Below are 26,257 nucleotides of genomic sequence, written 5' to 3'. Positions count from 1 at the left end.
CCAAATAATTACCTAAATGGTTATCTAAATAGCTACCTATAGCCATACTCCAGTCATGCTTCTATCAGCAGGTTGTATGGCTTAGCATTTGGCAGTCATGATTGCATGACGACCGGCAATGTTTGGTCACTGCACAATCAGCTAGCGTACAATCGTTTCACCTCATAGGATTTCACTATATAATAAAACGACGATTATAACGGTGACTGCTATGACAGCTTTTCAATGGTTAAAAAAAAGCCCGTACTTACTTAGCGTTTTGCTGCTGCTGGCTTGTCAGCCCTCCCCGCCTACCGATGAGCCTGTCACAGCCGAAAACAGTGAGACAGTAGATAACCCACTGATCATCAGTGATAGCACGGTGACGATGACGCCAGACCATATTCTAAGTATCAAACCATCGCGCTATCAACCCAGCCTCGGGCTACAGGGCAATATACAGCCGATCAAACAAAGTCAGTTTGTCGCCGCCCAGCCGCTGTATGTCGAACAAGTACTGGTCAGTGAAGGTCAGCAGGTCGAAAAAGACGCGCCTTTGCTTATCGTCCGACGGCTGAACATGACCAGTCAAACACCTCCCAAACGCTCAGATGAGATAAATACAGAGGCCGATGGCAACTCAGCGCCACAAACCGAGAATGCAGCACCGCAAACCAAAAGTGCAGCAAAAGACCCAGCTACTGAAAAAACTTCACCTCGTCCGGATCAGACAAAACAAGCCACCATAGAGGACGCGGCCTCCGAGCCATCAGCCATCGATAGCAAGTCTACCTCTGCTAGCCAAGCCACCTCCGACAGCAACCCTGCCTCAGCCAAGCTGCCGCGCCAAAACGACGCGGATGCAGACGCTGCGACAGACACACCGGACGACGCCTCAAAGCATTCGTCATACCAACTTATCACAGTGCGTGCCAGCTTCGCTGGGCGGATCGCGCAGTTAAATGCCGCCGCAGGACAGCAGCTCGCTGCACGTACGTCCTTACTGCAGATCGCTGATGAGACCAAGCTATACTTTGTCGCAACCGTGCCTATTCAGGCAAAGCCGCAGCTATCGGTAGGACAAACGGTTAATTTTACAACCGCTGAGCTGACAGATCAGTTCACCGGTCAAGTCAGCAAACTGGTCGAAGCCCCGCACCCCAAAAAGCTGCTGGTCCATGTCAATGTGATCGATAACGAGAGCAGTCGCAAAAAACTGCTGCCTAAGATGCAGGTCACGGGGCGGGTCAACTATGGACAAATCGATGTCGGCACTATCGTGCCTAGACGCGCTTTACATGATGTGAACTTGACAGAATTGCATTCACCGCCATACAAACCTCTAAGGCCATTGGCGGCAAATGTGTGGATCATCGGACAAGATCAGCGTCTGACGCGCCAGCCTGTAGAAGTGATCGAGTTTAACCCCACCACTCAGCAGTATCTGATCGCAGGCATCAGTAATGATAGCTTGATTTGCTTGGCCGATTTACCCCTTGATTCTAAAGGCAAAAAAGTCATTGTGTCCTAATGGCTTACGCTGGCAGTTACATTATGCAGAAACATTAACAAAGCTTGTCTTGTTTTGTCACAGCAAAATTAGGCACTATGTCTTTATTATTAGCGGTCTTTATTATTAGCGCGTTTACAGCAAGCATACGTATTTAAGCGTATATATATTTACGAGATAGTACCTTTAAATAGTGCCTTTAAATAATGTCTTTAAATAGCACATAACACATTCAGACGTTTGACATAACAGCGGTCGCATCTGATGTATTTATCAGAATGACTGTACAGAGCTGTATAAACGCCTGACCCATGATAACAACAACTAGAGGATAACCCATGAGTAAACAGATCTTATTAATAGAAGATGATCCAGATTTAGCAGAATTGATCAGCGACTATCTGACCATGAATTATTACGACGTACATCACGCAGGGCTTGGTCAAGAAGGTCTTGACTTATTAGATACCAAAGAGCGCGATATCGATTTGGTGGTGCTTGATTTGATGCTGCCCGATATGGATGGTATGCAGGTCTGTCAAAAGATCCGTGGCAATAAAAACAACATGACCAATAAGGTACCTATTATCATGTTGACGGCCAAAGGTGATACCACAGATCGCGTGTTGGGCCTTGAGATGGGTGCCGATGACTATATCGCCAAGCCTTTTGAGCCGCGTGAGTTATTGGCTCGTATCCGCGCTGTGATTCGCCGTCATGAGCAACCAAACCAAGCAGACAGCCAGTCAGATAGCTTGACGTTTGGCCGCTTAAGCGTATTTCCTGACAGTCATGAGGTGACGATTGATGATGAGCCGGTACGTTTGACCACGCATCAGTTTCAATTACTACACTACTTTGCCACGCATTCTGGTAAAGTACTCAATCGTGAGCAGCTCTGGCAGGCGATGCCAAATGATGACAGCTCAGACAATATCGACCGCGCCATTGATGTACATATTTCACGTTTACGCGCCTTGATTGAAGACAACCCTCGCCAGCCCAAACGTATCATCACCGTACGCGGCGTCGGTTATCAATTTGCCACTGATCAGGTCTGATTTTTTGCTCATATTATGAGCGGCAGCACGCTATAAACGGCAGACCATATAGTAACCGTTTTGAATCGTTATAAACGTCTGATAATAGAGATGGTTTAATGCAGCACTTGGGTTTTCGCTCTTTATTTGCCAAGCTATTTGCCAGTGTGATGCTGGCGCTTATCTTATTTGCAGTGGCGATGGTGCTGTTGACCCAGCTGGTCCATGATAAAGATGCGGGAATTCGCTCCGAGGTATTGGCCACTCAGATATTAGGGCAAATCGATCCTTTTTTGCATGAGCTAAATACCGCCATTAGCAAAGACAACCGTTTGCAGTCGCGGTTTATGCTGGCGGTCGTCAAAAAAAGCTTTGATATTTTTGACGAGTCTTTACAGGCCAAAATGGGTCTGTATGACAGTGATGGTCATTTGCTGATGCAAACCGACCACAGCGATTTGCCATTAGAGCTGCCGCCAACCCCGTCTTTGTTATCACGCGTTTTCCCTTCTTTTTCTGATACCGCCACGACCCAGCAAGCACAAGTATATAGCAGCACAGGCTATACGCTGCTGTACGAACCGCGTTTACCGCCCAAAAAACCAGCCCTTTCTGCGGCATTGAACCTATTTACCGGCACCTTATTGCTGCTGCTTATCATGGCAGGGGTTTTGTGGATTATTGCTCGCACCATGACGTGGCGTATCAATCAGATGAGCCAGCAGATGACACAGCTGGGTGATGGTGATTTTACCGTGCGAGTCAATGCGCGCGGTAATGATGAGATTGCTTCCTTGGCGCGCGGTTTTAACCAAGCGGCACAAAAAATCGAGCATTTGGTCGATGCCAATAACTTACTGCTGGCGCACGCCTCTCATGAGCTGCGCACACCCATCACGCGTATTCGCTTGCAGATTGAGATGATGGACATGCTGGCAGGCGCGCTGCCCTCTGATATCAAAGAAAAGTTTGATAAACGCGCCCAAGCCATCAATCGCGATTTGTCTGGGCTCAATGACTTGGTAGAAAGCATCTTGCTGGTCAGCCGCTTGGATGCAGGTCATGCGTTGCAGCAAGTAGAGCGCCTAGATTTATACGATCTCATCAATCAAGAGCGCCAACATTACCCTGAAGCGACGTTGATCGGCGAGCACATCGTCATCGATGGGCAGGCCTCTATGCTAACCCATTTGATTCGCAATCTATTGACCAATGCGATGCTACATGGGGTGCCGCCAGTGACCGTACTGCTATATGGCGTACAGACCATTGACGAGGCCGATAGCATCCCAGACTACCTGCTGCAAACCCTCATTTGCAGTAGTTTCGCCGACTATAATAGCTCAGACTTTGACTCCTATGATGAGACCGCGGCACCAACCCGAGAGGATGGCCGGGCGGCATCAGCGCAAGGCGACGATACCGCGCTCACAGATACCGCCGCGGCTGAAGCAGACATGACAGAGAGGGTCATGGCCCTGCCTGCACCGCCTATCTACAAAAACGGCGAAACGCTCGTTGACGAGGCCGCTGTCGTTAATGAGGCAGATAATACTGATGCTACTCACACTGCGGTCGACACGACAAACGACAACGCTGCTGACCGTCCTAACCACGATGCAACACCAAGCTGCGAGACGCATAAGATTAAGATATCTGCAGTAGGGGCGGATGACACGCTTGCAACGGAGACGGATGATAACGCTCTCGCTTCGGCCAATAACCATACCGCTCTTAAACCAAAGGACGCGCGCGCATCGCTATCTGTGATGACAGACTATCAGCGCTTTACCTCTGGGTTTGCGGACAAAATCAAAAAAGTCATTTGGCGTGCGGTACCTGAGAGCGCGGCACAGGCTGATAGTAACCAACCCCCTCTCCTTGACGCGGCAGCAGCGGATAGTGACATTACAGTACAAAAAACCAAAGACAGTCTGATGAGCAAAGGTATCAATGCGCTAAAAAATGGCCACAGCCAAAAAAGCGCCATCGCCGATAGTACAGCCACTAGCGATGATAGCAAAAAGCCAAAAGACCAAAAATTTAGTAGCAAAAACGCGACGCAGCTTGACGGGGAGGCTATGGACGAGCCGCGCAAAGAAGGCTTGTTTACCAAGCATCTCAAAAAAACCAAAACAGAGCCTGAACGTCCTCTGCCCAAATACGCGGTACTGGCCGTCATCGACGAAGGAGCTGGTATCCCTGAAGAAAAGCGTAAAGAAGTGTTTAGCCCATTTGTGCGTTTGCAACAAAAAAACAAAGGCTCAGGGCTGGGGTTATCACTGGTATCACAAATCGTCACCGCGCATCAAGGCCGTATCATCACTGATACCATCAATGGCCATACAAGGTTTTTGGTCATACTGCCAGTCAAGCATAATCCGCACTATCATCCAAATGACTAGGACGTATTCTTATCTTGCTAGCGCAAACTCCTCTATTAAGTGTGCCTATCTAGTCTTCTTGTCAAAAACCGCTCTTATTATCTGCCTCTTTTCCTCGCCTCCCCCGCCTAATCACTATTCATCATAAGCGGGTCGCGGATGCGCATATCCAAAGTACCCGACAATATGCTATATTAGCGCCCCTTATTATAGGGTTATGAACGATTGTTTTTTTACCTCTTAGATGACGATAGAGGCAAAACAAGGCGTTTGTGACATTAAAAAAACCATTGAATTTTGAGCCCTCCATGAATGACATGATTGTCTTAAACGATGTGACCAAAAGTTTTTTAAGTGACCGCTCAATCAAAGACAAAGATGGCAAACCTCACTGGTTTACTGCTGTCGAGCCGACGTCACTGTCCATCCAGCAAGGTGAAATCTTTGGCCTAATGGGCTATTCTGGTGCCGGTAAATCCACCTTGTTGCGCCTGATCAATATGCTCGAGCGTCCAGATTCAGGTCAGGTCATCATCGATGGCACTGATTTGACCACCTTATCAGCCAGCGACCTACGAGTGGCGCGCCACAATATCGGTATGATATTTCAACAGTTTAATCTCATGTCCAATCGCACCGTCTTTGACAACGTAGCCTTTAACCTGATGGTCGCAGGCTATCCGCGTCGTGATATTCATCAGCGTGTCATGGACTGCCTGGAGATTGTCGATCTGACTGATCGCGCCGGTCACTATCCAGCGCAGCTCTCAGGCGGCCAAAAGCAGCGCGTTGGTATCGCCCGCGCGATAGCGCCTAGTCCAAAGGTGCTACTGGCCGATGAGCCGACCAGTGCCCTCGATCCTGCGACAACTCGTAGCTTGCTCACCTGTCTGCGTGATATCAACGAGCAGCTAGGCGTGACCATCGTCATCGTCACCCACGAGATGAGTGTGATTCGCAGGCTTTGCGACCGCGCCGCCTTATTACACCAAGGCAAGCTGCTTGAGGTTGCAGACGTAAGAGATGGTCTGATTCAGGCCACCACCCCGATTGGCCAAGGCTTAGTCGTTGAGGACTAATGAGGTAGGAGAAATAATATGTTAACTGGTACGGAACTATCCGCCTCGATCGACAAGCTGTTTGCGCTGCGTAAAGAGATTGTGACTGCGTTTATTGATACCTTTATCATGCTGGGTATCTCAACGACGGTTGCCATTTTGATCGGTGGGCTATTTGGAATATTCTTATTCTTATCCAGCGATAGACAGTTTTTGCAAAATAAAACACTATATGCTGTGTTAGGCGGCATCACCAACTTTATGCGCGCCTTCCCGTTTGTGATTTTAATGATTGCGATGAGTCCATTTACCAAAGCCATCGTCGGTACAGGTATCGGACCGATTGCCGCCTCTTTGGTGCTTGCGATTGCCGGCTCGTTTTATTTTGCCCGTTTGGTCGAGCAAAACCTGCGTGAAGTCCCGCGCGGTATCATCGAGGCCACCGAGTCGATGGGCGCTCGCCCCTTTACCATTATCAAAGTCTTGCTCAACGAGGCGCGCTCAGGGCTGGTGCTGTCAGTGACTATCTTGTGTATCAGCTTGCTGTCATACTCTGCGGCGGCGGGTATGATCGGCGGCGGCGGTTTGGGCGATTTGGCCATTCGTTATGGTTATTATCGTTACCAAACTGAGGTGATGATTTTTATCGTGATTATGCTATCGATCATGGTCATTGCTATCCAAGCGTCTGGTAACTGGCTGGCCAACCGCCTAGACAAACGTTAAGCCGCTTTGGCAAATACTTGACATTGCCAGCGACTCGGTTTATTTTTGGCAGTAATGAATCCTCTTAGCTCTTATCATAAAAAGCAGCATTACTATGTAGAATGTTGCTTTTTTAATGCTCAGGCGCGACTCACATAACCCAATCCCATGTACGAATAAGGAAATTTTATGAAATTAACAGATATCAGCCGTCAGTTCGCCACTGCCTTTGCAACCGTTGGTATGACAGGGCTTGTATTGGTGGGCTGTAACAACTCATCAGCGCCAGAAGCCAACAAAGAAACGGCGACTGAAAACACCACAGCCCAAACGGCAGACAGCGATATCGATCCTGAGCATAGCAAAATCGTCATCGGTACCACTGAAGGTGACTTTGCCGACATGGTACGTAACCAAGTCAAAGGCGCGCTAGAAGAACAAGGTTATGACGTTGAGCTCATCGCATTTACCGACTATGTGCGTCCTAATTTGGCGCTGGCTGAAGGCGACTTGGATATCAATATCTTCCAGCACAAGCCTTATCTTGATACCTTTAAAAAAGAAAACAATCTAGATTTGGTTGAGGTATTCCAAGTACCGACCGCCCCGCTTGGTCTTTATTCAGGTAAAAAGACCAGCCTTGATGAAGCCTACAAAGGTATGAGTGTCTCAGCACCAAACGATCCAAGCAACTTTGCGCGTGCCCTTGTGATGATGGACGACCTTGGCTGGATTACGCTAAAAGACAATATCGATCCGTTGACAGCCTCAAAGACTGATATCGCGGATAACAGCAAATACGACATCAATATCGTCGAATTAGAAGCCGCACAGCTGCCACGTGCCCGTGATGAAGTTGATTTTGCGGTGATTAATGGTAACTATGCCACCGACTCTGGTATCAAATTGACCGAAGCACTGTTTCAAGAGCCAAGCTTTGCTTATGTCAACTGGTCAGCGATCAAGTCTGCCGATACTGGCAAAAAATGGGTAGAAGACGTCACCAACGCCTATAACTCAGAAGCCTTCAAAAAGTACGCGCATGAGACATTCCCTGGCTACAAATACCCAAAAATCTGGGGTGAAAACACCGCCGACGCAACCAAAGCCCCTGAAAATGCGGCTGTAGAGACCGAAGCGGCGCAGTAATTTATAACCGTGCTTCCGCGTCTATAAAAGCACCCAGTATCAATCGATATTGGGCGCTTTTTTTGCTTATCTCTCATCCGTCCGCTACGCTTCTTACGCCTTGACTCTACTGTCTTTTCTGACTCTCGTGATTACACTGACAACGTTTATCCATAAGTCAGACAGCTTTAGAGCGTGCTTTCATCTCAAAAATAATGATAAAAATGACGTTACAGCCTGTTTGTCCTTTGTAGGAAAGCGTCAACCGACCTTTTACTTTATTCTATTTTTTTCTATAGTAGCTGGGTTGCCGAGTTGTTCTGTTAGGGCAAGTTCTACAATCAACACTATGATACGACTGTTATTTATTCAGTTTTAAAAGTTTCTCACTCAGGTGGTGATATTTATAGGTAGTGACATTGATAGGTAGTGACACTGAATTCAGTGCTTACTTGTTTGGAGAACAGTTATATAAAGAACACTTATATAAACAGCCATAAAACCACACTCAACACATAATAAGGATAATAATATGAGCAAGAAAACTTATAATATTCGTACCGCAGGCCAAGCCAATATTCCTGTGCTAGGGCTAGGTACTTGGCAATCAACAGGCCAAGACTGTATCGATGTTGTCAGCCAAGCGTTAAAAATGGGCTATGAGCACATTGATACTGCGCAAGCTTATGACAATGAAACAGAGGTCGGAGAAGGTATCAAGCAATCAGGCGTGGCGCGTGATAAGTTCTTTTTGACCACCAAGATTTTCCCTGATGATATGAAGTTTGAGCCAGAAAAGCTGATAGCCGCCGCCAAGCGCTCATTAGAAAACCTAGATACCGATTATGTCGATCTACTGCTATTACACTGGCCTGATGATCGCGTGCCATTGTCTGAGACCATTCCTGCGCTGTGTGAACTGCAAAAACAAGGGCTGACGCGCCATATTGGAGTTTCTAACTTTAATATCGCTCATATCATCGAAGCCAAAAAACACGCTGATGTGCCTATTGTCGTCAACCAAGTAGAGTTTCATCCGTTTATCAAACAAAATACCTTGCAGACTTTTTTGAATAACCATCATATTTTATTAGAAGCCTATTCGCCACTGGCGCGCGGTGATGTGTTTGACAATGAGGTCATCAAAGAGATTGCGGATAAGCATGGCGTGACACCTGCGCAAATATCACTGGCTTGGATATTATCGGACAAAAACCGTGTGGCCATTCCCAAGACCTCCAATCCCGATCATCTACAAGGCAACTTGGATGCCATTGATATCCAGCTTAGCGCCGATGAGTTAGAAAAAATCGGCAACTTGGCCCGTAGCGATGGCCGTAAAATCGAGCATCCTGACTATACGCCTGAATGGGATGACTAGGGCGTATCCTCGATTCAATCGATAGCCATCTAAATGGGCCAAAAATAGCTAAATCTGGCCAAACGGTGTTAGATAGCTGACTACTATCTCGATAGTATCTGCGCTATTTTCCTTGTTTGACGGCGATTTATCTCGTTTTTATCGCCATTTTCAAAATGAGGACACGCCCTAATATTTTTATCAAAACCCACATAAAAAAGCGCCGCTAAACAAATATTAGCGGCGCTTTTACGGTCAGTGTGGCTATTTTTGAACGCTACTGCTGCAGCGTTTGGGTCTCATGGATTGGCTCTGCTGGATTGTACTGCTCAGAAGGCGGCGTCAATCCATTGCGATTGTTTTCTTTCATAGATTTGGCAACCTCAGGCGGCATGTAGTTTTCGTCGTGCTTAGCCAGCACTTCCCCTGCGACAAAGGTCTCGCCTTGCATTTTACCTGTAGCAACCACGCCTGAGTTTTCAGCAAATAAATCTGGCAAGATACCTTGATAAGTCACAGGCACCGTCGATTCAAAATCGGTAATCGCAAACTCCACACTCAGCGGATCATTTGGTGCTCGCTGCACGCTGCCAGCGACGACCATACCACCAGCACGGATACGCTTATTTTGCGGCGCTTCCCCTTGGGCGATGGCCGTTGCATCAAAATAGTAGTCAGTCTGCTGCCCAATGGCATAGATGACCAACGCCACGGCTATCGCGGCTCCTGCCAGCGTAAACATCACCCACATCAGTTTTTTGCGACGAACTGCGTTCATACCACTACCTCATTGATGAGTCACTGTCTTATAGTCAAACCATTCTAAAAATAACATAGTGCTATTGAGATAAATGTTGCGAGCATCGAACGATAACAGCACGCAAGTAAAATTTATACCAGTAGCGTGTTTAAATCTAAAGCGGTTTTACTTTGAACTGACCATATCAGTCATATCCAATGCAATATAAACCCATAAAACAGAAAATATTAAAGAAACCACCATTAGAAAAACCTTTTTTAAATATTTTTCTAATCGTACTTTCTAATAGCTATATAGTAGCATTTTTTGCATCAATCAATAAGCCCCCAAGCCTTCATATCGCCATATAGTGACGATATAGACACCCTAGTCTTGCGAGCTAAACTGATGATATTCAGATGGTTTTTTGACTACTTGGTTGTAGGACTGGAGGTGTTGGCAGTACGCTGTGCTTGCCGCGCTTGCTGGATGGTCAATTGCTTAATCAGCGCTTGTCGCTGTCTGCGGCTATAAAAAATAAAAGCCAGCACCACACCCACGGTAATCGCCCAACACGACCAGACAAACACGCCATGCTTACCCATGGCGATAAACTCAGACACGCTATAAAAATAAGGCTGCATCATCATCTCCTAGCCGTTATTTGTTTTGTCCACGAATATATTCTTTGACCCAAGCCTTGCCTTGATCGCGGTACAAAATCAAAGTATTGGTGCGATAAATCGCCAAGGTCGCCACCAGTAAATAGCTACCGACGACCATAAGCAGCAGCGGCATCCACATATCGGCTGACATTTTTGGTGCAGCGGTCAAGGTAAAAGTCGAGCCTTGGTGCAAGGTGTTCCACCACTGTACCGAGTATTTGATAATCGGCAGGTTGACCGCACCGACGATGGACAAGATAGCTGCCGCTTTGCCGCGGTTGGCGGTATGCTCAAAGGCGGCAAACAGCGCCATGACGCCCGCGTACAAAAACGCCAAAATCAGCATCGAGGTCAAACGCGCGTCCCAGACCCAATACGTCCCCCAAGTGGGTTTTGCCCAAATAGAGCCGGTGATTAAGCTGATCACACAAAGCAAAAACCCCAGCGGCACGAGCGCTTGCGCCACCAAGCTGGCCGTCTTGATTTTCCAAACCAAAAAGATAACCCCCAACACCGCAAGGGCAAAATAGATGGAGATGGCCAGACTGGCTGCCGGTACGTGGATAAATATAATACGGTAGCTGTTGCCTTGTAAGTAGTCAGGCGGCGCAAATGCCAGCCCCCAGACACTACCAATCGCAAGGCAAATACTGGCAAGTATGGCAAGCCACTTGACCCAAGGCGCAAAAATGCGAAAAAACTGCTTGGTACCAACAGTGGTCAAAAAGCCTTGCCAAATGCGCTGCCACAGGCTAGGAGATGAGACATTATTCAGGTTGGGCATGAGGATAAACCTATTTACACAGCATAGTGGTTTGACAGATAGGGCATCATGGACGCTACGACATCATGATTGCTACTATCCGCTAACCTGCCGGCGTTAAACACTGGATAGAATCTACAAGTGACTTGTTTGTATCGTTAATTGGCTATTATAGCAAAGTTGCCCGTTTTCAACATGCTGTTGATATAAAGGTTTTTTTAATTGAGCCACGCCATCTTTAAGGTCATAGCAATCACCCATGGCATCACCAGCACAGAGATGATGCTGCCAGCTAATAACAGCGCTAGTATCGGCAAACCATTGAGACCTGTGGCAAACAAATCCACCGCCCCAGTGGCAAAAATCAGTACCGGAAGTTGCATGGGCAAAGCTATCAGCGGCACCAGCACGGCACCGTTTTTTAATGACAGTGTCAAACTACTGGCAACGGCAGAGAGCATCAGCAGCATCGGACTGCCAGTGACGATAGAGGCTAGTAATATCCACGCCTCAAACCAGCTAAGCTGAAATAGCGGCACCGCCAATAAGCTAAGCACCGCCACAATACCGCTACTAAAAATCCAGTGTATGGCTAAGCGGATAAGTACCCAAAGCGGTAGCGATGCTCTGGCAACCACCAACTGCGCCAGCGTGCCATTATCGAGCGCGGGCTTAAACAGCCCATCAACCCCCATCACCAATGACAAGAGCGCAGCAATCCACACAGCAGACACGCCTAAACGCTGCAATAGCGCAGGCTCACTACCGACGGCCAGCGGAAACAAGGTAATAATTACTAAAAACAGTACGAGCGGATATAGCCACTGTACCGCTCCTTGCTGCTTGACCTGCCATTCGCGCCGCCAGAGCTGCCCAAAGCTGATACCGCGCGTACCGTCGGAGGTATTTGAGCGCGGCTTTGCTGCTTGCATTGGTGCAGACTGTACTGGGCTATCTGTCATGATCCATCCTTTTACTGAGACTCATCGCCCTTATACCATATAATCTGACAAATCGAGCATTTGATTGGCGACGCCGACGGCCTGATGACTGGTCATTAATATCGCACCGCCCGCACTGGCAAAGTCGCACAGCCTATTCTCCATTCGTGCCACCATATCGACATCCAGCGCGGTAAACGGCTCATCCAGCAGCCATAACGGTGTCACCGCAGGCGTCAATAAATACAATCTGGCAAGAGTAATACGCCGCGTCTGCCCAGCGGATAGATGGCTTGAGCTTACGGTCTCAAAGCCTTGTAACCCTACCCACGTCAGAGCAGCATCAATGTCAGTACTGCTTGGCGCGATGCCATATAGATTGAGCAAAAACGTCAAGTTTTGTGCGACTGTCAGATTGGGATGGATACCCAGCTGATGCGAGACATATAACGGCTGTACAGGTAAGCTCTCGACGCCTTGATAGCGCACGGTACCTGTCAGCACCGGCAGTAGTCCTGCCAGCTGCATCAGCAGTGTCGTCTTACCCGTACCATTAGCACCGATGAGATGGCAGATATCCCCTGTAGACAGTGTGAGCGCGACCTTTTCGCATAGGGGAGTCTCACCGCGCTGGACGGTCAGCTCAGCGAGCGCAAGTAAAGAAGCATCTACAGCGGTCATCCACATCTCTCATTATTTATTAAGCGTTAGCAATATTCATCACAACAAAACACCGCGTTCGTGACATAATAGTTGATGCGCTTACCATTCACAAAAACTTGTCCGTGCTTCCTAAATGAATAAAGCTGACACTGACAATCGTATTTTTTGGGGTTGATATTACCCCAACCACACAGTATAACAAATTGTCCATCACTATGACCTCAAAACCTATGCCGACTTCACAAGATAACCCTAGTTTAGAAACCCACCCTGCCCCCTCTCAGAGGCAAACAGCAGATGTCCAGCCAAACAGCCAGTCAAACACTAGCGCTGGCGCACCTCTCAGTCTTGATAGTATCATCGAGGCACAAGTTGGCTTTATGCAACAATGGCTTAGGGCACAAGCAGATACCTTAAGCGTGCAGGCATGTCAGTGGTTTGGCGAGCAGCCATTATGCCAGTACCTACAGGCTGATGATTTAAAGCGCCTCATCAATGACGGCTTATTACAGCAGCCGATGAGCGACGTCATGCGCACCGATATCCGTGATATCCTGCATACCGTTATCTACCATCCGATCAATGACAATGTCCCATTGTCTGAACTGATAGACGACACCCAAGTCGAGACCCTTGCCAGCTATATCGGCCGTCACGACGAGCAGCGCAATGCCCTTATTCATACGCTCATCGGCAACGAGACCTTTGCTGACCTACTCACCCAGACGCTTTATCACGCTATCAATGATTTTATGGAAAATACGCTCGATAAAGCAGGTGGCGTGGGCAAACTGATGAAGCTTGGCCGCAGCTCATTTGAAAAAGCCACCAATAAAAACCTAGATGATAAGCTGCAAACTTATTTGCACCGTAACATTAAAGACTTGACGCAGCGCGCAGAGACCAACGCTCAAACGCACTTGTCTAACGATGAGGTCACGCGGCTGTTGGTCATGGGCTGGTCACGTATCAAAGACCTACCGATCAGCGAGATACAAACATACCTAAATGACGAGGCCGATAATAACAGTATCGAGCATATCGAAGCCAGCATTCAGCAAAGCTATAACCGCTTGCGCTTATCGCCCTATCTGCGCAGTCTGGTAGCAGCCAGCATCGACACGTGGTACAGCAATCACCAGACAGACACCATTGCGGCAGTGGCGGCGAGCCTACCTATCGATACCTCGCTCGCCTCACCACTGAGCACAGCATTACGACCGATCATACAAGACGCGCTTGACAGTCCATGGTTTACCGCTCATATTCGTGAGATGCTACAAGCTTTTTATGCGCAGCCTGCTATCAAAGCTTCGTTTGCGGGGCACGGCGATGAGCCCCGCTAATCACCAGCGCGGTAGTTGATAAGGGCGGCGTAGCAAACAGTATGGTCATCGGCAAAGTGATATTATTGTCTTTACGGTATTATCTTTACTATATTGCCTTTACTGTAACGCCCTTACTTCTCTATCGGTCATGGCAATCTTATGAGTCAACGTAACAAACTCAGCTTATGGCAACGACTCAAGCGGCTGCTGACAGAGGCCGCGCCGCCTGCTGTCGTCGATGACGATAATGACGACTTTCGGCAAACCACAATCGATGATGAGCTCAATGACAGGCCGTTATCTAGCGACAGATCTGCCAGCCGTCTAGACAGCAATTCAAACAGCCATATAGACGCCTCTGATAATGACAGCAAGCCTATCGGCACCGCGCCTCCTCAACCTACGTCAGATAGCACTCATCAGTCGCCCGATCCTACCGACACTCATATCGATATTGTCGAGTGCTTAAAACAATACTTTGAACAAAAACAATGGCACTATGTCTACTATCGCCCAAGCAAAGGCGATCAGCGGCAGTCGCATCATTTGTCGCTAAAGATGCAACATAAGCAGCTAAGCTGTGGCTACTTGTTTCGCGTGCCAGCAGAAAACAAACTGCTAGCCGTATATGGCATATTGCCTTTTTTGATTCCAGAGAGTCACCAAAGTGCCGCGATGCTATTGATTACCCAAATCAACTATGACATGCTGATTGGTAATCTAGAGATGGATATAAACGATGGCGAGATACGCTATAAATATGCTATCGATGTCGAAGCCGTCGGTATCAATGACGATATCATCGAACATGTCTTACAAAGCGTCATCGCCATGACCACAGTCGCCCATGAGCTGTTTTATGATTTGATCAATCAGCAATATCCTGCCGAAGACATGCAAACGTTACTGACAGAGCTGCGTCAACAAGCAGATTCGCGCACCTTCTTTTTGCCAACTCAGTATGTTCAGTAATCCACTGATTCTGATGGCTATCCGCAGCTTTTACAATTCCTCACCAACCCCTTATTTTCAAAGCGTTTAAACTTATCTATCCTTAAAACACTTTTCAAAAAAGACATGCTTTAACACTATGCTAAAAATTGCCTATTCTGACGTGTTTCGTTATAGCGTGCCTGACAAGCACCGCTTCCCTATGCAAAAGTACACCATGATTCCTGAGCGCTTGCTTGAAGAAGGCACCATTACCCATGATAACTTTTTTGCGCCAAAACGTCTGACAGAAGAAGAAATCTTAACCACGCATACGGCGGACTACTGGCATAAGCTTAAAACCCAAACCTTGCCGCGCAAAGAAGCGCGACCTATCGGTTTTGAGATGACCGAAGCGTTAGTGGATCGGGGTCGTCATATCGCGCACGCCACTTATGAATGTGCATTATATGCCCAGCAGTATGGGGTGGCGATGAATGTCGCGGGCGGCACCCATCATGCGTTTGCCGATCATGGCGAGGGGTTTTGCGTGTTTAACGATGTGTGTATCGCCAGCAATTTATTATTAAGTCGCGGGCAGGCGCAAAAGATTTTAATCGTGGATTTGGACGTCCATCAAGGCAATGGTAATGCCAGCATTATGGCGGATGAGCCGCGTGTTTTTGTCTTTAGTATGCATGGCGCTAAGAACTATCCGTTTCGTAAAGAAATATCCGACTTAGATATTGAGCTGGACAACGATATGGGTGATGCAGAATATTTACAGATTTTGATGGAGACGCTGCCACGCCTAATTAGCGACGTCGCACCAGATATGATTTTTTATCAGTCTGCAGTCGATGTGCTGGCGACCGATAAGCTGGGTAAACTTGGTCTCACGCGCGCTGGCTGCAAAGCGCGCGATCAGTATGTGTTGCAGCAAGCAAAAGCCGCTAATATTCCAGTCGCTATTGTCATGGGCGGTGGTTATTCAGAAGATATTGAAGATGTGGTCGAGGCGCACTGCAATACCTTTCGCATCGCCCAGCAGCTGTATTTTGGTGAGATAGCTGGTTAAGGTTCAGCGCATGTATGGTGGAGACAAAAGAGTAAAATAAGATTAGCGAGGCTTATATGGCAAAGATATTGATTATTATAGGGGCTGTACTGATCATTGTCGGGGTTATTTGGCTGCTGTTTCCTAGCGCGTTTTCTTGGATAGGTAATCTGCCAGGCGATATTAAGCATACTTCAGGCCATACTCGGGTTTATTTTCCAGTGGTCACTATGATAGTGATTAGTGTCATCGCGACCATCGTGTTAAATTTATTCAATCGCTAACCTGAAAAACACTCCCTATAGTCAACTTACTTTAAACCGAGTCAGTGCTACTGGGAGGTTGTTTGTGCAGCATCGAACGATAGCAGCACGCAAGCAAGATTTATACCAGTAGTCCGTAATAGTTGATGGTTTGATTCTGTTTATTACTGACTATACTACAAAAACGCCATCACCCCCTGCCAGCCCACACGCAGCCCCAGTACGGAGAGAATCACTAAAATAAGCTGACGAAAGCGTGCTTGCGGCAAATAACGACGCAAGCGGATACCAATCAACAACGTCGCAACCGACAATACACTAAATACCGCTATCAGCTGCCACTCACCACGGCCAAGCGCCATGATTGGCTCACGCAATACGATGATTTGAGCGATTTTACCCAAAAAATAACACATATTGCCGACTTTGGCGATGGTGTTTTTATCATTGCTGGCAGAGAGCAAATACATCATCAGGATGGTCGACATCGCATTGGTCGCACCGCCAATAACGCCTGCACTAAAACCTACGATAATCAGTACTGGCTTGGTATCAGGCAGGCGGATTTGCTTACCGAGTAAGCTACTGACCACATAATAGCCAATGACCGCCGCCAGCAGTACTAAGATGTACGCGCTATCGACCCACAGTAGTAGCTTTGCCCCCAAAATACTGCCAAGCAGACTGGTCAACGCCAGCAGCCAGTAGCGTCTGCCATAATAGATAAAGTTTTGCCAAATACTACGGCCACCGCCCGCTAGCCACGTCAGCGCGTTGAGCAGTAATGACGGAAAAATAATCAGCACAATGGCGTATGGCAGCGGGTACATGCTCGCAAGTGCAGTGGTGGTGACCAAGGTGACGCCCAGCCCACTGATACCATGCAGCAGTGATGCTAGCGCAAAGATAGCCATCAGTAATACGGTCTGGGTACTTGTATCATCCATCATACCTACCACACCGCCTTAGCGCCCGATTTGACCCAACTGATCTGCATCACTATTCTGACATCACCATATAGCTGTGCCGTGATTGAGCTATCACTAAGCATCGTACCGATGCCAGAGGGTCTCACCGATAATACGGGTCAACTGCTCAGCGATTTTATCCTTGCTTGCTTTTTCTAACGTGACACTGTCGTGCTCATAACGCTCGGAAAAAAACACTTGCATAGCGTTATCATCACTGGCAAATCCAATATCCGCGCGAGACACATCATTGCAAGCAATCAAATCCAAGTCTTTGGAGACAAGCTTACCACGTGCATAACGCTCGACATCTTGCGTTTCTGCTGCAAAACCCACGACAAACAGCTCAGGATGCGCAAGCGAGATAGTCGCTAAGATATCAGGGTTTTTTACCAAGTCTAGTGTCATCGACTCTTGGGTTTTTTTGATTTTTTGCGGCGCCGCGTCTCGGGTACGATAGTCAGCGACAGCCGCAGTGGCGATAAAGATATCAGCGACTCTAAGCTCGTCATCAGTGACATGGTCGTGCATATGAGTGTGACCACCTTCGTGCTCATGCGTCTCACCGCAGCCACAGTCATCATGATGTTCGTGCGAATGGTCATGAGAATGCTCAGAAGGGTGTTCATGCTCCTCTTCGGACATATACTGTAATGCCGTATGCGTACCTGCCACACACTGCTGAGCCGTCAGCAACATCTCTTCGGCAGACAGCACATCGATACGCGTGACATTGAGCGGCGTCGGTAAACCCACCTTGCCACCTGCTATCAAGACCACCTCGGCACCGGCGGCCACGCAAGCGCGCGCTAACGCAAAGCCCATCTTCCCTGATGAATGATTGGACAAGTAGCGCACTGGATCGATCGCCTCGACCGTCGGCCCTGCAGTAATGACCACTCTTTTACCAGCCAATAGCTGCGGCGTGGTCTGCATGGCATTGAACAATAGCACCTCGGCCAACAGCGCCTCAGGATCAGGTAAGCGGCCGGCTCCCACATCACCGCACGCTTGCTCACCGCTGGCAGGGGCAATGATTTGATAGTTCATATCGCGTAGGGTCTGTACATTGAGATTGACCGCAGGGTGCGCCCACATCTGCTGGTTCATCGCTGGCGCAACCAGCACCGGCGCGCTCGTTGCCAGACAGACTGTGGTGAGCAAATCGTCCGCCATACCCATCGCTAGGCGTGCCAAAGTATTGGCAGACGCAGGCGCGATGACGACCAAATCTGCCCATTTTGCCAGCTCGATATGCCCCATACCCGCCTCCGCTCGCTCATCGAGTAAAGAGATATGCACCTCGTTACCCGTCAGCGCCTGCAATGTCAGAGGCGTGATAAAGGCTTGCGCGCCGCTGGTCATGATGACGCGCACATCAAAGCCTGCTTTGACAAGCAAGCGAGCAAAAATAGCGGATTTATAAGCGGCGATACCGCCGGTGATAGCGAGCACGATATTGGACATAAGCATGGCATCAATAAAAAAAGTGGAAAGATAAATTGCGCTTATAGTAACAATTATGAGATAAATTGGGTAAAAATTTACGTATTTCGCCCATTTATCGATACGGGCGTGTTTATCAAAATAGCACTTTTAGGAAATAATAATGGCAATCAAGGACTGGCACGAAGACGACCGACCGCGTGAGAGACTACTCAAAAACGGGGCAGCAAGCTTGTCTGACGCTGAGATTTTGGCGATATTTTTACGTACGGGTACTCAGTCACAGTCGGCAATCGAGCTGGCGCGACACCTTATCGACCAATTCGGTAGCCTCGCTGAGCTGTTGGCCGCCCCGCAAGACACCGTCCTCGCCTGCCATGGCATCGGCCCTGCCAAGTACGCCCAGATACTGGCCTCGCTTGAGATGGGGACACGCTACTTGGACAGTCAGCTAAAAACAGGGCAAGCGCTTGGACGCTCTCAAGTGGTCAAAGACTATATCAGCACCCAGCTACGCGGCGAGCACCGCGAGGTCTTTGCCGTACTGTGCTTGGACAACGCACTCAATTTATTAAATTTTGAGATACTGTTTACAGGCGGTATCTCCTCTTGCTCTGTCTGTATCAAACACGTCCTACGCCATGCGCTGAGTCATGCAGCCAATCAGCTTATCATCGCCCACAATCATCCGCACACCGATGCGACCCCATCGACTGCCGACAATGTGCTTACCTATGAGCTAAAAAAAGCCTGCGACCTAATCGACTTGTCATTGGTGGATCATATAATCGTAGGGCGCAACAACACGTTGTCTTATGCCGAAAACGGCTTTGCGCCTTTTTCTTAAATGATAAAAATATTGATAGTCATCCCATAATCGCCATACCTAGCGTCTTATGATACATATTTTCGACACAGCGTAGCACTTTCGCTATTGATAGTCATCGACAACTGTTTCATATTGATGGCTAACTGTGTTTTTCGTAGAGATTTGACTCTCAGTATTTTGGCACACGGTCATAAATAACACTTAAAAACCCACGTCAGAAAAACCATAACTATATGTATCTGACCTGCATTCACACATTTTTACGCTATTGTTTGGCGTTATAAAGGAGACAGTCATGGCAATTGGCTTATTTATTTTGGCAATATTCATTCAATTAGCCATGGTCTTGGCCATCTTTTTGATGTCCTTATCACGTGTCACCGGCAGTATCGTCGCCCTTGCCACCGTTATCATCACTGCTGTTATCAGCCCGTGGTCGCTTGTTTTGGGTATTCCAATAGCGGTGTTGTGCTTGATACTGCTTATCTCGCCGCTGCGGCAGTCCCTTATCACCAAGCCGGTCTATAAGACGCTGGGTGGTGCGATGCCCAGCATGAGCGATACTGAGCGAGAAGCGCTGGATGCTGGCACCAGCTGGTGGGAAAAAGAGCTGTTTATGGGTGCGCCCAATTGGGACACTTTTGCCAAATATCCTTATCCAGAGCTGTCAGATGAAGAGCAAAGTTTCATCGATAACGAAGTAGAGACGCTGTGCGCCATGCTTGATGAATGGAAAATTCAGCATGAGGATAAAGAGCTTTCGGCTGAAGCCTGGCGATTTATCAAAGACAATGGCTTTTTGGGTTTGATTATTCCAAAAGAATTTGGTGGCCGAGCGTTTAGCTCTTATGCCCAAAGTCGGGTGATGAGCAAAATCGCCTCACGCTCGCCGACAGCAGCAGTGAGCTGCATGGTGCCAAACTCACTCGGCCCAGGCGAGCTGCTCATGCATTATGGTACCGATGAGCAAAAACAGCGCTGGCTACCGGGACTGGCAAGCGGTGATGAAGTGCCTTGTTTTGGTTTGACAGGGCCTGAAGCAGGCTCTGACGCAGGCGCGATACCGGATACTGGTGTGGTGTGTTATGGCAGGCATGAAGGCGAGCACGTGCTTGGTCTACGGATGAATTTCTCAAAACGCTGGATTACTCTGGCTCCCATCGCGACAGTCGTGGGCTTAGCCTTTAAGATGCACGATCCAGAAGGCTTGCTTGGGGATGCTAAAAAGACCGACTATGGCATCACTTGTGCGCTGATTCCCGCCGATCACGAGGGCGTGGTCGTCGGGCCTCGTCACAATCCTATTGGCTCGCCCTTTATGAATGGTACGGTCGATGGCAAGGATGTCTTTATTCCGCTGGATTATATCATCGGCGGCGTCGAAAACGCGGGGCGCGGCTGGCGTATGCTGATGGAGTGCTTGGGCGTCGGCCGCGGCATCTCTTTGCCTGCTCTGTCCACGTCGGCCAGTGAGATGACCTATCTGTCTGTCGGTGCCTTTGCCAAAGTCCGCGAGCAGTTCAAAATCTCTGTCGGTAAGTTTGAAGGAGTACAAGACGCCACCAGCCGTATGGCCAGTCATACCTATATGTTAGAGGCGTTTCGTCATCTCGTCACCTGTGGTCTCAACCAAGGGGGCACACCATCGGTCATGACGGCCATGGCAAAATACTACGCCACCGAAACCATGCGTGAAGTGGTCAATGACGGTATGGATGTGGTCGGTGGCCGTGCGGTACAGATGGGGCCACGCAACTTTTTGGCGACGCCTTATCAGGCAATCCCTGTCTCTATCACCGTTGAGGGTGCCAATATCTTGACGCGCTCACTGATGATATTTGGTCAAGGAGCGATGCGCTGCCATCCTTATCTGTTTGATGAGCTACAACTGCTACAAAGCGAGGACAAACATCACGCTATCCGCGAGTTTGATACTTTATTCTTTAAGCATTTGGGTTATACCTTTAACCGCGGGGCAAAAGCCTTTGTTGCAGGCTATGTCGGCGGCAGCAATCATGTGCCAAGCTTTGCCGATCGCTTTACCCGCCCTTACTATAAGCACATCAACCGTTTGAGCGCCAGCTTTGCCTTGACTGCCGATATGGCGTTGGGGCTGCTCGCAGGTGATCTAAAGCGTAAAGAGATGCTCTCTGGACGTCTGGCTGATATTCATAGTCATTTATTTATCGCGACGGCCATCTTGCAGTTTTATGAGCATGGCAGCAAGTCTGAAGCGGAGCGTTTGCATGCCGAAGTCGCTTTACAAAATAGCCTGTTCACCATCCAAGAAGCGTTTGAGTCATTTTTTGAAAACTTCCCAAATCGCTTTGCCGCAGCGTTGGTTGGATTTGTGACTTTCCCCAGTGGCCGCATCTTTACGCCGCCAAGCGACGAGCTAAAACGTCAGCTCGGCGATGCCTTTATGGGAGACTTTGAGGCCAATCCTTTTCGCGATTACCTCAAGACCATGGTCTATTACAACACCGATGAGGACGATGTGACAGGCCGTATGGAAAACGCCTATCAGACCTTATTGGGTATCGAGCCGCTGTGGCAAAAATTTAAAAAGGCAGAGCACAAAGACAGCTTTGCCGGTCTGAGCTTTGAAGACCATGTGGTCTATGCCAGCCAAAACGAAGATATCACCGAAGAAGAAGCCGAAGTGCTTATTCAATACAATGCCATACGTTTTGATTCACTATTGACCGATGTCTTTGACAAGCATCTATCACAAGCGCAGCCACGCTTTAACCCTCATACGCTCGAAAATGCGGTCAATCAGTTGACTGACTATGCTGAGCGCAAACGTGCGGCGCAAGCTCAGAGTGACGCCGCGCCTTATGATGAGTCTGCTACCGACACAGTCACTGACACAGCAGCCAATAGCATAGCAGCGGGCGCAGCTCACAATGCCGTAGCGGCAGAAGGCTTGCAGGCCTCAGCAGATGAGCCAACAGGCGATGATAATCCCAACCATGGCTATGAGCCTGATGGTGAGGTAGAAATGGTCGCAGAGCAAGACTCTCAAAAAGAAGCACAGGCTCAGACTGACTTTGATGACTCTCATCCTGAGATTGAGGCCTTGGATGCACGTCACCGTGACGCCGCCTCGCACCTCAATGAGCGTATGGGCAACAATCATCGTAGCACAGCCTCAGAGCGCGCTGAGCCAGACAGCGCTCAACTGCATGGCACCCAGCTAACGGACAATGCCGACCAGATAGATACTGACCATGCCAATACTGATGGCATCAATCACGACGACGTCAATCAAAAAGACAGGGCGCACAAAACGCAGTCTATCGACGAGCACTTAGACGAGCTGGGCGATAGTGAGCCATGGCAAGACAAACATCGCCACGGGGAAAGCAAAAACTAAGCGATGGACTATTTAGAAAGTGCTTCTTTAGAAAGTGCTTCTTTAGAAAGTTCCTCTTTAGAAAGCACTGTTTTAAAGCACGGTTGCTTATTAGCGCGTGACCTCATTTAGAGAGCTATCGATAGAATTAAGAATACGCCTAGCCTCTCATCTTGATAGACTTATGTTTTATAGCAAGGTAATTCTTACCAGTGGCCTGAAACTTAACCATTGATATATTATCTGTCATTTTTACAAAAGACTGCCGCGGTTAGGCAGTCTTTTTTTTGTCCGAGCGTTTTTGGTCATCGCACCCTTTTGATGATGACATTTAACAAAAACGCGTTGGTGCTGGCTTAAATGTCGATATTTTAGCGACGTTAACCTAATGATTATGGTGCTTTTGGCGATTTATAGCATCGGATCTGTTTTTTGCTAAGTGATTATCTCAGCCAATTTTTTGACAAAAAAGCTTAAACCGCCTTTAATCAGTTATAGATTATTATTTAAGTTATAAAAAAATCTTGCAGTAACCTTAACAATTATTTTATATTGTCGAATAGCCTGACATGAAATGACAGACAAAATTTTGCAGATGCAACACCATCAGGCGTAAGGATGGCAATCATAAACGCATTGGTTTAGTAGCACCCTTGATACTGAATGTTGCGGATAAAAGGATAGAGTTTATGTGGAAAAATATGGGACTAACGGGCAAGATCATCGTTGCCATGGTGCTCGGTATCATACTGGGATTATTTATCAACTATTTAGGACTGAACGCTGAAGGCGGTTTTGTTAGTACATATATCACCAATGGGTTTTTGGCCATCATCGGCAAGCTATTCGTAAACTCCCTCAAAATGCTGGTCGTGCCTTTGGTACTTATCTCGCTGATTTGCGGGGTGTGCGGTATTGGTGATATTCGCTTGCTTGGACGCATAGGTACCAAGACTTTCCTAATCTATATGATGACGACCGCGCTTGCCATTGCAACTGCTATCGGGCTTGGGCTTTTATTTGGTATCGGTAAAGGCATGGAGGTTGAGACAGAAGCGGCATTTGAAGCCAAGTCTGCGCCACCTCTACTCGATGTTTTTGCAAATATCGTTCCGTCAAACCCCATCAGTGCGATGGCAAATGGCGACATGCTGTCGATTATCTTCTTTGCCATCTTGATCGGTATCAGTATTTTGATGGTCGGCAAACCTGCCAAAGGGTTGGTACAAAGCTTGGAGCTGATTAATGAAGTCATCTTAAAGATGGTGACCATCATTATGAATCTTGCGCCTTATGGGGTTTTTGCGCTATTGACCAAAGCCATGGCGGAGCTGGGTTTAGACCTGATTTGGTCGTTGCTCGGTTATGTTGCGGTACTGATTGGCTCACTGGCTTTCCACTTTTTTATTACTATGATGATCGTGCTAAAGCTGTTTTCTGGTCTGTCTATTAAGACGTTTTTGGCGAAAATGCGCGAAGTACAGATTTTTGCTTTTAGTACCTCAAGCTCGAATGCCACCATTCCGATCACGCTGCGTACCGTCACCAAGCGTATGGGTGTCAACAACTCAGTAGCCTCGTTTACCGTGCCTTTTGGGGCGACCATCAACATGGATGGTACGGCCATCATGCAAGGTACAGCGACCATCTTTATTGCCAATATCTATGGTATTGATTTGGGTGTGACCGAGTATCTGACAGTTATCTTGATGTCGGTGCTGGCCTCTGTCGGTACCGCAGGCGTCCCTGGTGTGGGCTTGATCATGCTGTCTATGGTGTTTGCTCAAGTCGGTCTGCCTATCGAAGGTATCGGTCTGATCTTGGGTGTGGATCGTATTCTTGATATGCTGCGTACGGCGGTCAACGTCGGCGGCGATGCAGCAGTGACAGCAATCGTGGCAAAATCTGAAGAAAAAATGGACGTCGCTATCTACAACGATCCTGCGGCGGGCACCAAAGACGTCTTTGATGGTCACATCGATGAAGACAATGAGCGTGAGTTCTCTCAAGTGTTTAGTGATGGCATCATGGGTAGTGAGTACGATGATATTGATCGTCGCCGCTAATCGATAAAGCGTTTATTTATTCATTTATAAAAACCTTAGTTCACTTTGAACTGAGGTTTTTTTATGGCTGCACTGCCTATAAACAGGCTGTATCGATACTCAATAAATCACAGCTTGCGTTAGCCAATCACATACTTGGTAATCATGGCAAGGCAGACCAGCACGATGACAGGACGAATCAGCTTGCTTCCCCCTTTGACCACCATATGCGAGCCAAAATATGCCCCTACCGTTTGTCCGACCATCATTGCCAGACCGACTGTCCACAACACATTACCGCCCAAAATAAAAAAAATCAGCGAGCCAATATTGGTCGATAAGTTCAAAACCTTAGCCGCGCCTGTTGCCTCGATGATCTGCCGACCACGTAGCGCCACATTACCCAGCGCAAAAAACATGCCCGTCCCTGGCCCGATATAGCCATCATAAAACCCAATCAATGGCGCCACAATTTTTTGCCACTTGCCCTCTGAGATACGCGGCGCCGCTTCCACCTCGCCAAGCTTGGGCGCAAACAAAGTATAAATCCCAATAGCGGCAATCAAAAACGGAATCAGCTTTTCGAGTAGATCCGGCGGCGACATCTGTACAGCGATGGTACCGATGACTGAGCCAATAAAAGCCCCGACAATCGCCACCTTTATATTTTTAGGGCTGATGACACCTTTTTTTATCATCGTAATCGAGGCCGCTAGCGCACCCGAGGCGGCTTGTAGCTTGTTGGTACCAAGCGTGAGCACTGGCGGGATATTGGCAAGTAGCATGGCTGGTATGGTGAGTAGTCCACCGCCGCCTGCGATGGCATCGATAAAACCGGCTATTGCGGCCACCGCCGTAAGCATTAAGATGATCTCGATAGAGAGGGATAAGTCCATGACGCTGACCTGCAAAATTGATAAGAAAAATCAGCCTCGATATTGAGGCTGCCTGTACCGCTATCTATCAGCGGATACACTGACCTGCTGACACATTTATACCCATAAGTGGCACTATAGAGTGCCGCTCATTATAAAGATAAAAACATAAAAAAAAGCCAAAAACGTAAAAAAGTCTGCTAGATTTGTCTAAGGCCTGCCC

Annotated in this window: 22 protein-coding genes; 14 read left to right on the top strand and 8 right to left on the bottom strand. The window is 48.1% G+C overall.

Features of this window, described 5'->3' with window-relative positions:
- Positions 1 to 211 precede the first annotated feature (211 nt).
- The 7 genes from JFC05_RS00420 (at position 212) to JFC05_RS00390 (ending at position 9,185) form a co-directional block, all read left to right on the top strand.
- Positions 212 to 1,510 (top strand): efflux RND transporter periplasmic adaptor subunit, encoded by a 1,299-nt coding sequence (locus tag JFC05_RS00420; protein WP_198335306.1) that lies wholly within the window; start codon positions 212 to 214, stop codon positions 1,508 to 1,510.
- A gap of 317 nt (positions 1,511 to 1,827) precedes the next feature.
- The gene (locus tag JFC05_RS00415; RefSeq protein ID WP_058025471.1) at positions 1,828 to 2,550 is read left to right on the top strand and encodes a response regulator transcription factor; all 723 of its coding nucleotides are present in this window, start codon (positions 1,828 to 1,830) and stop codon (positions 2,548 to 2,550) included.
- Between the two features lie 98 nt (positions 2,551 to 2,648).
- Positions 2,649 to 4,934: a sensor histidine kinase gene (locus JFC05_RS00410; protein ID WP_198335305.1), complete on the top strand. Its 2,286-nt coding sequence runs from the start codon at positions 2,649 to 2,651 to the stop codon at positions 4,932 to 4,934.
- Positions 4,935 to 5,221: 287 nt separating this feature from the next.
- Entirely contained in the window at positions 5,222 to 5,992 is a 771-nt protein-coding gene (locus tag JFC05_RS00405; protein WP_172953126.1) for a methionine ABC transporter ATP-binding protein, read from the top strand.
- A gap of 18 nt (positions 5,993 to 6,010) precedes the next feature.
- Complete coding sequence (locus JFC05_RS00400) at positions 6,011 to 6,697, top strand: methionine ABC transporter permease (RefSeq protein ID WP_198335304.1); 687 nt, start codon at positions 6,011 to 6,013, stop codon at positions 6,695 to 6,697.
- 168 nt (positions 6,698 to 6,865) lie between these two features.
- Positions 6,866 to 7,825, top strand: coding sequence for a MetQ/NlpA family ABC transporter substrate-binding protein (locus JFC05_RS00395; RefSeq protein WP_198335303.1), 960 nt, complete (start codon positions 6,866 to 6,868; stop codon positions 7,823 to 7,825).
- A 511-nt stretch (positions 7,826 to 8,336) separates the two neighbouring features.
- Positions 8,337 to 9,185, top strand: coding sequence for an aldo/keto reductase (locus tag JFC05_RS00390; protein ID WP_105244133.1), 849 nt, complete (start codon positions 8,337 to 8,339; stop codon positions 9,183 to 9,185).
- 256 nt (positions 9,186 to 9,441) lie between these two features.
- Here the strand turns inward: JFC05_RS00390 and ccmE are convergent, their stop codons facing one another.
- The 5 genes from ccmE to ccmA form a co-directional block, all read right to left on the bottom strand.
- A complete protein-coding gene (ccmE, locus tag JFC05_RS00385) occupies positions 9,442 to 9,942 on the bottom strand; it encodes a cytochrome c maturation protein CcmE (RefSeq protein WP_075100381.1) in 501 nt (166 codons plus the stop codon).
- A gap of 392 nt (positions 9,943 to 10,334) precedes the next feature.
- A complete protein-coding gene (gene ccmD, locus JFC05_RS00380) occupies positions 10,335 to 10,547 on the bottom strand; it encodes a heme exporter protein CcmD (protein ID WP_192994910.1) in 213 nt (70 codons plus the stop codon).
- 16 nt (positions 10,548 to 10,563) lie between these two features.
- Complete coding sequence (gene ccmC, locus JFC05_RS00375) at positions 10,564 to 11,352, bottom strand: heme ABC transporter permease CcmC (RefSeq protein ID WP_198335302.1); 789 nt, start codon at positions 11,350 to 11,352, stop codon at positions 10,564 to 10,566.
- A gap of 197 nt (positions 11,353 to 11,549) precedes the next feature.
- Positions 11,550 to 12,263: a heme exporter protein CcmB gene (locus JFC05_RS00370; RefSeq protein ID WP_420850540.1), complete on the bottom strand. Its 714-nt coding sequence runs from the start codon at positions 12,261 to 12,263 to the stop codon at positions 11,550 to 11,552.
- A 60-nt stretch (positions 12,264 to 12,323) separates the two neighbouring features.
- The gene (ccmA, locus tag JFC05_RS00365; RefSeq protein WP_198335301.1) at positions 12,324 to 12,953 is read right to left on the bottom strand and encodes a heme ABC exporter ATP-binding protein CcmA; all 630 of its coding nucleotides are present in this window, start codon (positions 12,951 to 12,953) and stop codon (positions 12,324 to 12,326) included.
- 212 nt (positions 12,954 to 13,165) lie between these two features.
- On the opposite strand from ccmA, the gene JFC05_RS00360 reads away from it, so the two are divergent.
- From JFC05_RS00360 to JFC05_RS00345, 4 genes are all read left to right on the top strand, one after another.
- On the top strand, positions 13,166 to 14,281 hold the full coding sequence (locus JFC05_RS00360; protein ID WP_227697331.1) for a hypothetical protein: 1,116 nt from the start codon (positions 13,166 to 13,168) through the stop codon (positions 14,279 to 14,281).
- A 141-nt stretch (positions 14,282 to 14,422) separates the two neighbouring features.
- Positions 14,423 to 15,235: a YbjN domain-containing protein gene (locus tag JFC05_RS00355; protein WP_198335299.1), complete on the top strand. Its 813-nt coding sequence runs from the start codon at positions 14,423 to 14,425 to the stop codon at positions 15,233 to 15,235.
- 118 nt (positions 15,236 to 15,353) lie between these two features.
- Complete coding sequence (locus tag JFC05_RS00350; RefSeq protein ID WP_198335298.1) at positions 15,354 to 16,271, top strand: histone deacetylase family protein; 918 nt, start codon at positions 15,354 to 15,356, stop codon at positions 16,269 to 16,271.
- 56 nt (positions 16,272 to 16,327) lie between these two features.
- A complete protein-coding gene (locus JFC05_RS00345) occupies positions 16,328 to 16,534 on the top strand; it encodes a DUF2905 domain-containing protein (RefSeq protein ID WP_198335297.1) in 207 nt (68 codons plus the stop codon).
- A 155-nt stretch (positions 16,535 to 16,689) separates the two neighbouring features.
- Here JFC05_RS00345 and JFC05_RS00340 read toward each other — a convergent pair whose 3' ends face one another.
- Together JFC05_RS00340 and coaBC are read right to left on the bottom strand one after the other, a co-directional pair.
- The gene (locus tag JFC05_RS00340; RefSeq protein WP_198335296.1) at positions 16,690 to 17,463 is read right to left on the bottom strand and encodes a sulfite exporter TauE/SafE family protein; all 774 of its coding nucleotides are present in this window, start codon (positions 17,461 to 17,463) and stop codon (positions 16,690 to 16,692) included.
- Between the two features lie 93 nt (positions 17,464 to 17,556).
- Positions 17,557 to 18,948: a bifunctional phosphopantothenoylcysteine decarboxylase/phosphopantothenate--cysteine ligase CoaBC gene (coaBC, locus tag JFC05_RS00335; protein ID WP_198335295.1), complete on the bottom strand. Its 1,392-nt coding sequence runs from the start codon at positions 18,946 to 18,948 to the stop codon at positions 17,557 to 17,559.
- A 142-nt stretch (positions 18,949 to 19,090) separates the two neighbouring features.
- Here coaBC and radC point away from each other — a divergent pair, with 142 nt between their 5' ends.
- From radC to JFC05_RS00320, 3 genes are all read left to right on the top strand, one after another.
- Positions 19,091 to 19,774: a RadC family protein gene (radC, locus tag JFC05_RS00330; protein ID WP_105244142.1), complete on the top strand. Its 684-nt coding sequence runs from the start codon at positions 19,091 to 19,093 to the stop codon at positions 19,772 to 19,774.
- A 277-nt stretch (positions 19,775 to 20,051) separates the two neighbouring features.
- Positions 20,052 to 23,135, top strand: a complete 3,084-nt coding sequence (locus tag JFC05_RS00325) for an acyl-CoA dehydrogenase (RefSeq protein ID WP_227697330.1) — start codon at positions 20,052 to 20,054, stop codon at positions 23,133 to 23,135.
- 668 nt (positions 23,136 to 23,803) lie between these two features.
- Positions 23,804 to 25,180, top strand: coding sequence for a dicarboxylate/amino acid:cation symporter (locus JFC05_RS00320; protein ID WP_198335294.1), 1,377 nt, complete (start codon positions 23,804 to 23,806; stop codon positions 25,178 to 25,180).
- Positions 25,181 to 25,299: 119 nt separating this feature from the next.
- On the opposite strand, the gene JFC05_RS00315 is transcribed toward JFC05_RS00320, so the two are convergent.
- Positions 25,300 to 26,055 carry a TSUP family transporter gene (locus JFC05_RS00315; protein WP_198335293.1) on the bottom strand — a complete coding sequence of 252 codons (756 nt, stop codon included), beginning with the start codon at positions 26,053 to 26,055 and terminating at the stop codon, positions 25,300 to 25,302.
- Between the last annotated feature and the right edge of the window lie 202 nt (positions 26,056 to 26,257).

The organism is Psychrobacter celer (genome assembly GCF_016107555.1).
GTDB classification, from domain to species: domain Bacteria; phylum Pseudomonadota; class Gammaproteobacteria; order Pseudomonadales; family Moraxellaceae; genus Psychrobacter; species Psychrobacter celer.
The sequence above is the reverse complement of the archived record's forward strand: the minus strand, read 5'-3'. Positions and strand labels throughout refer to the sequence as shown.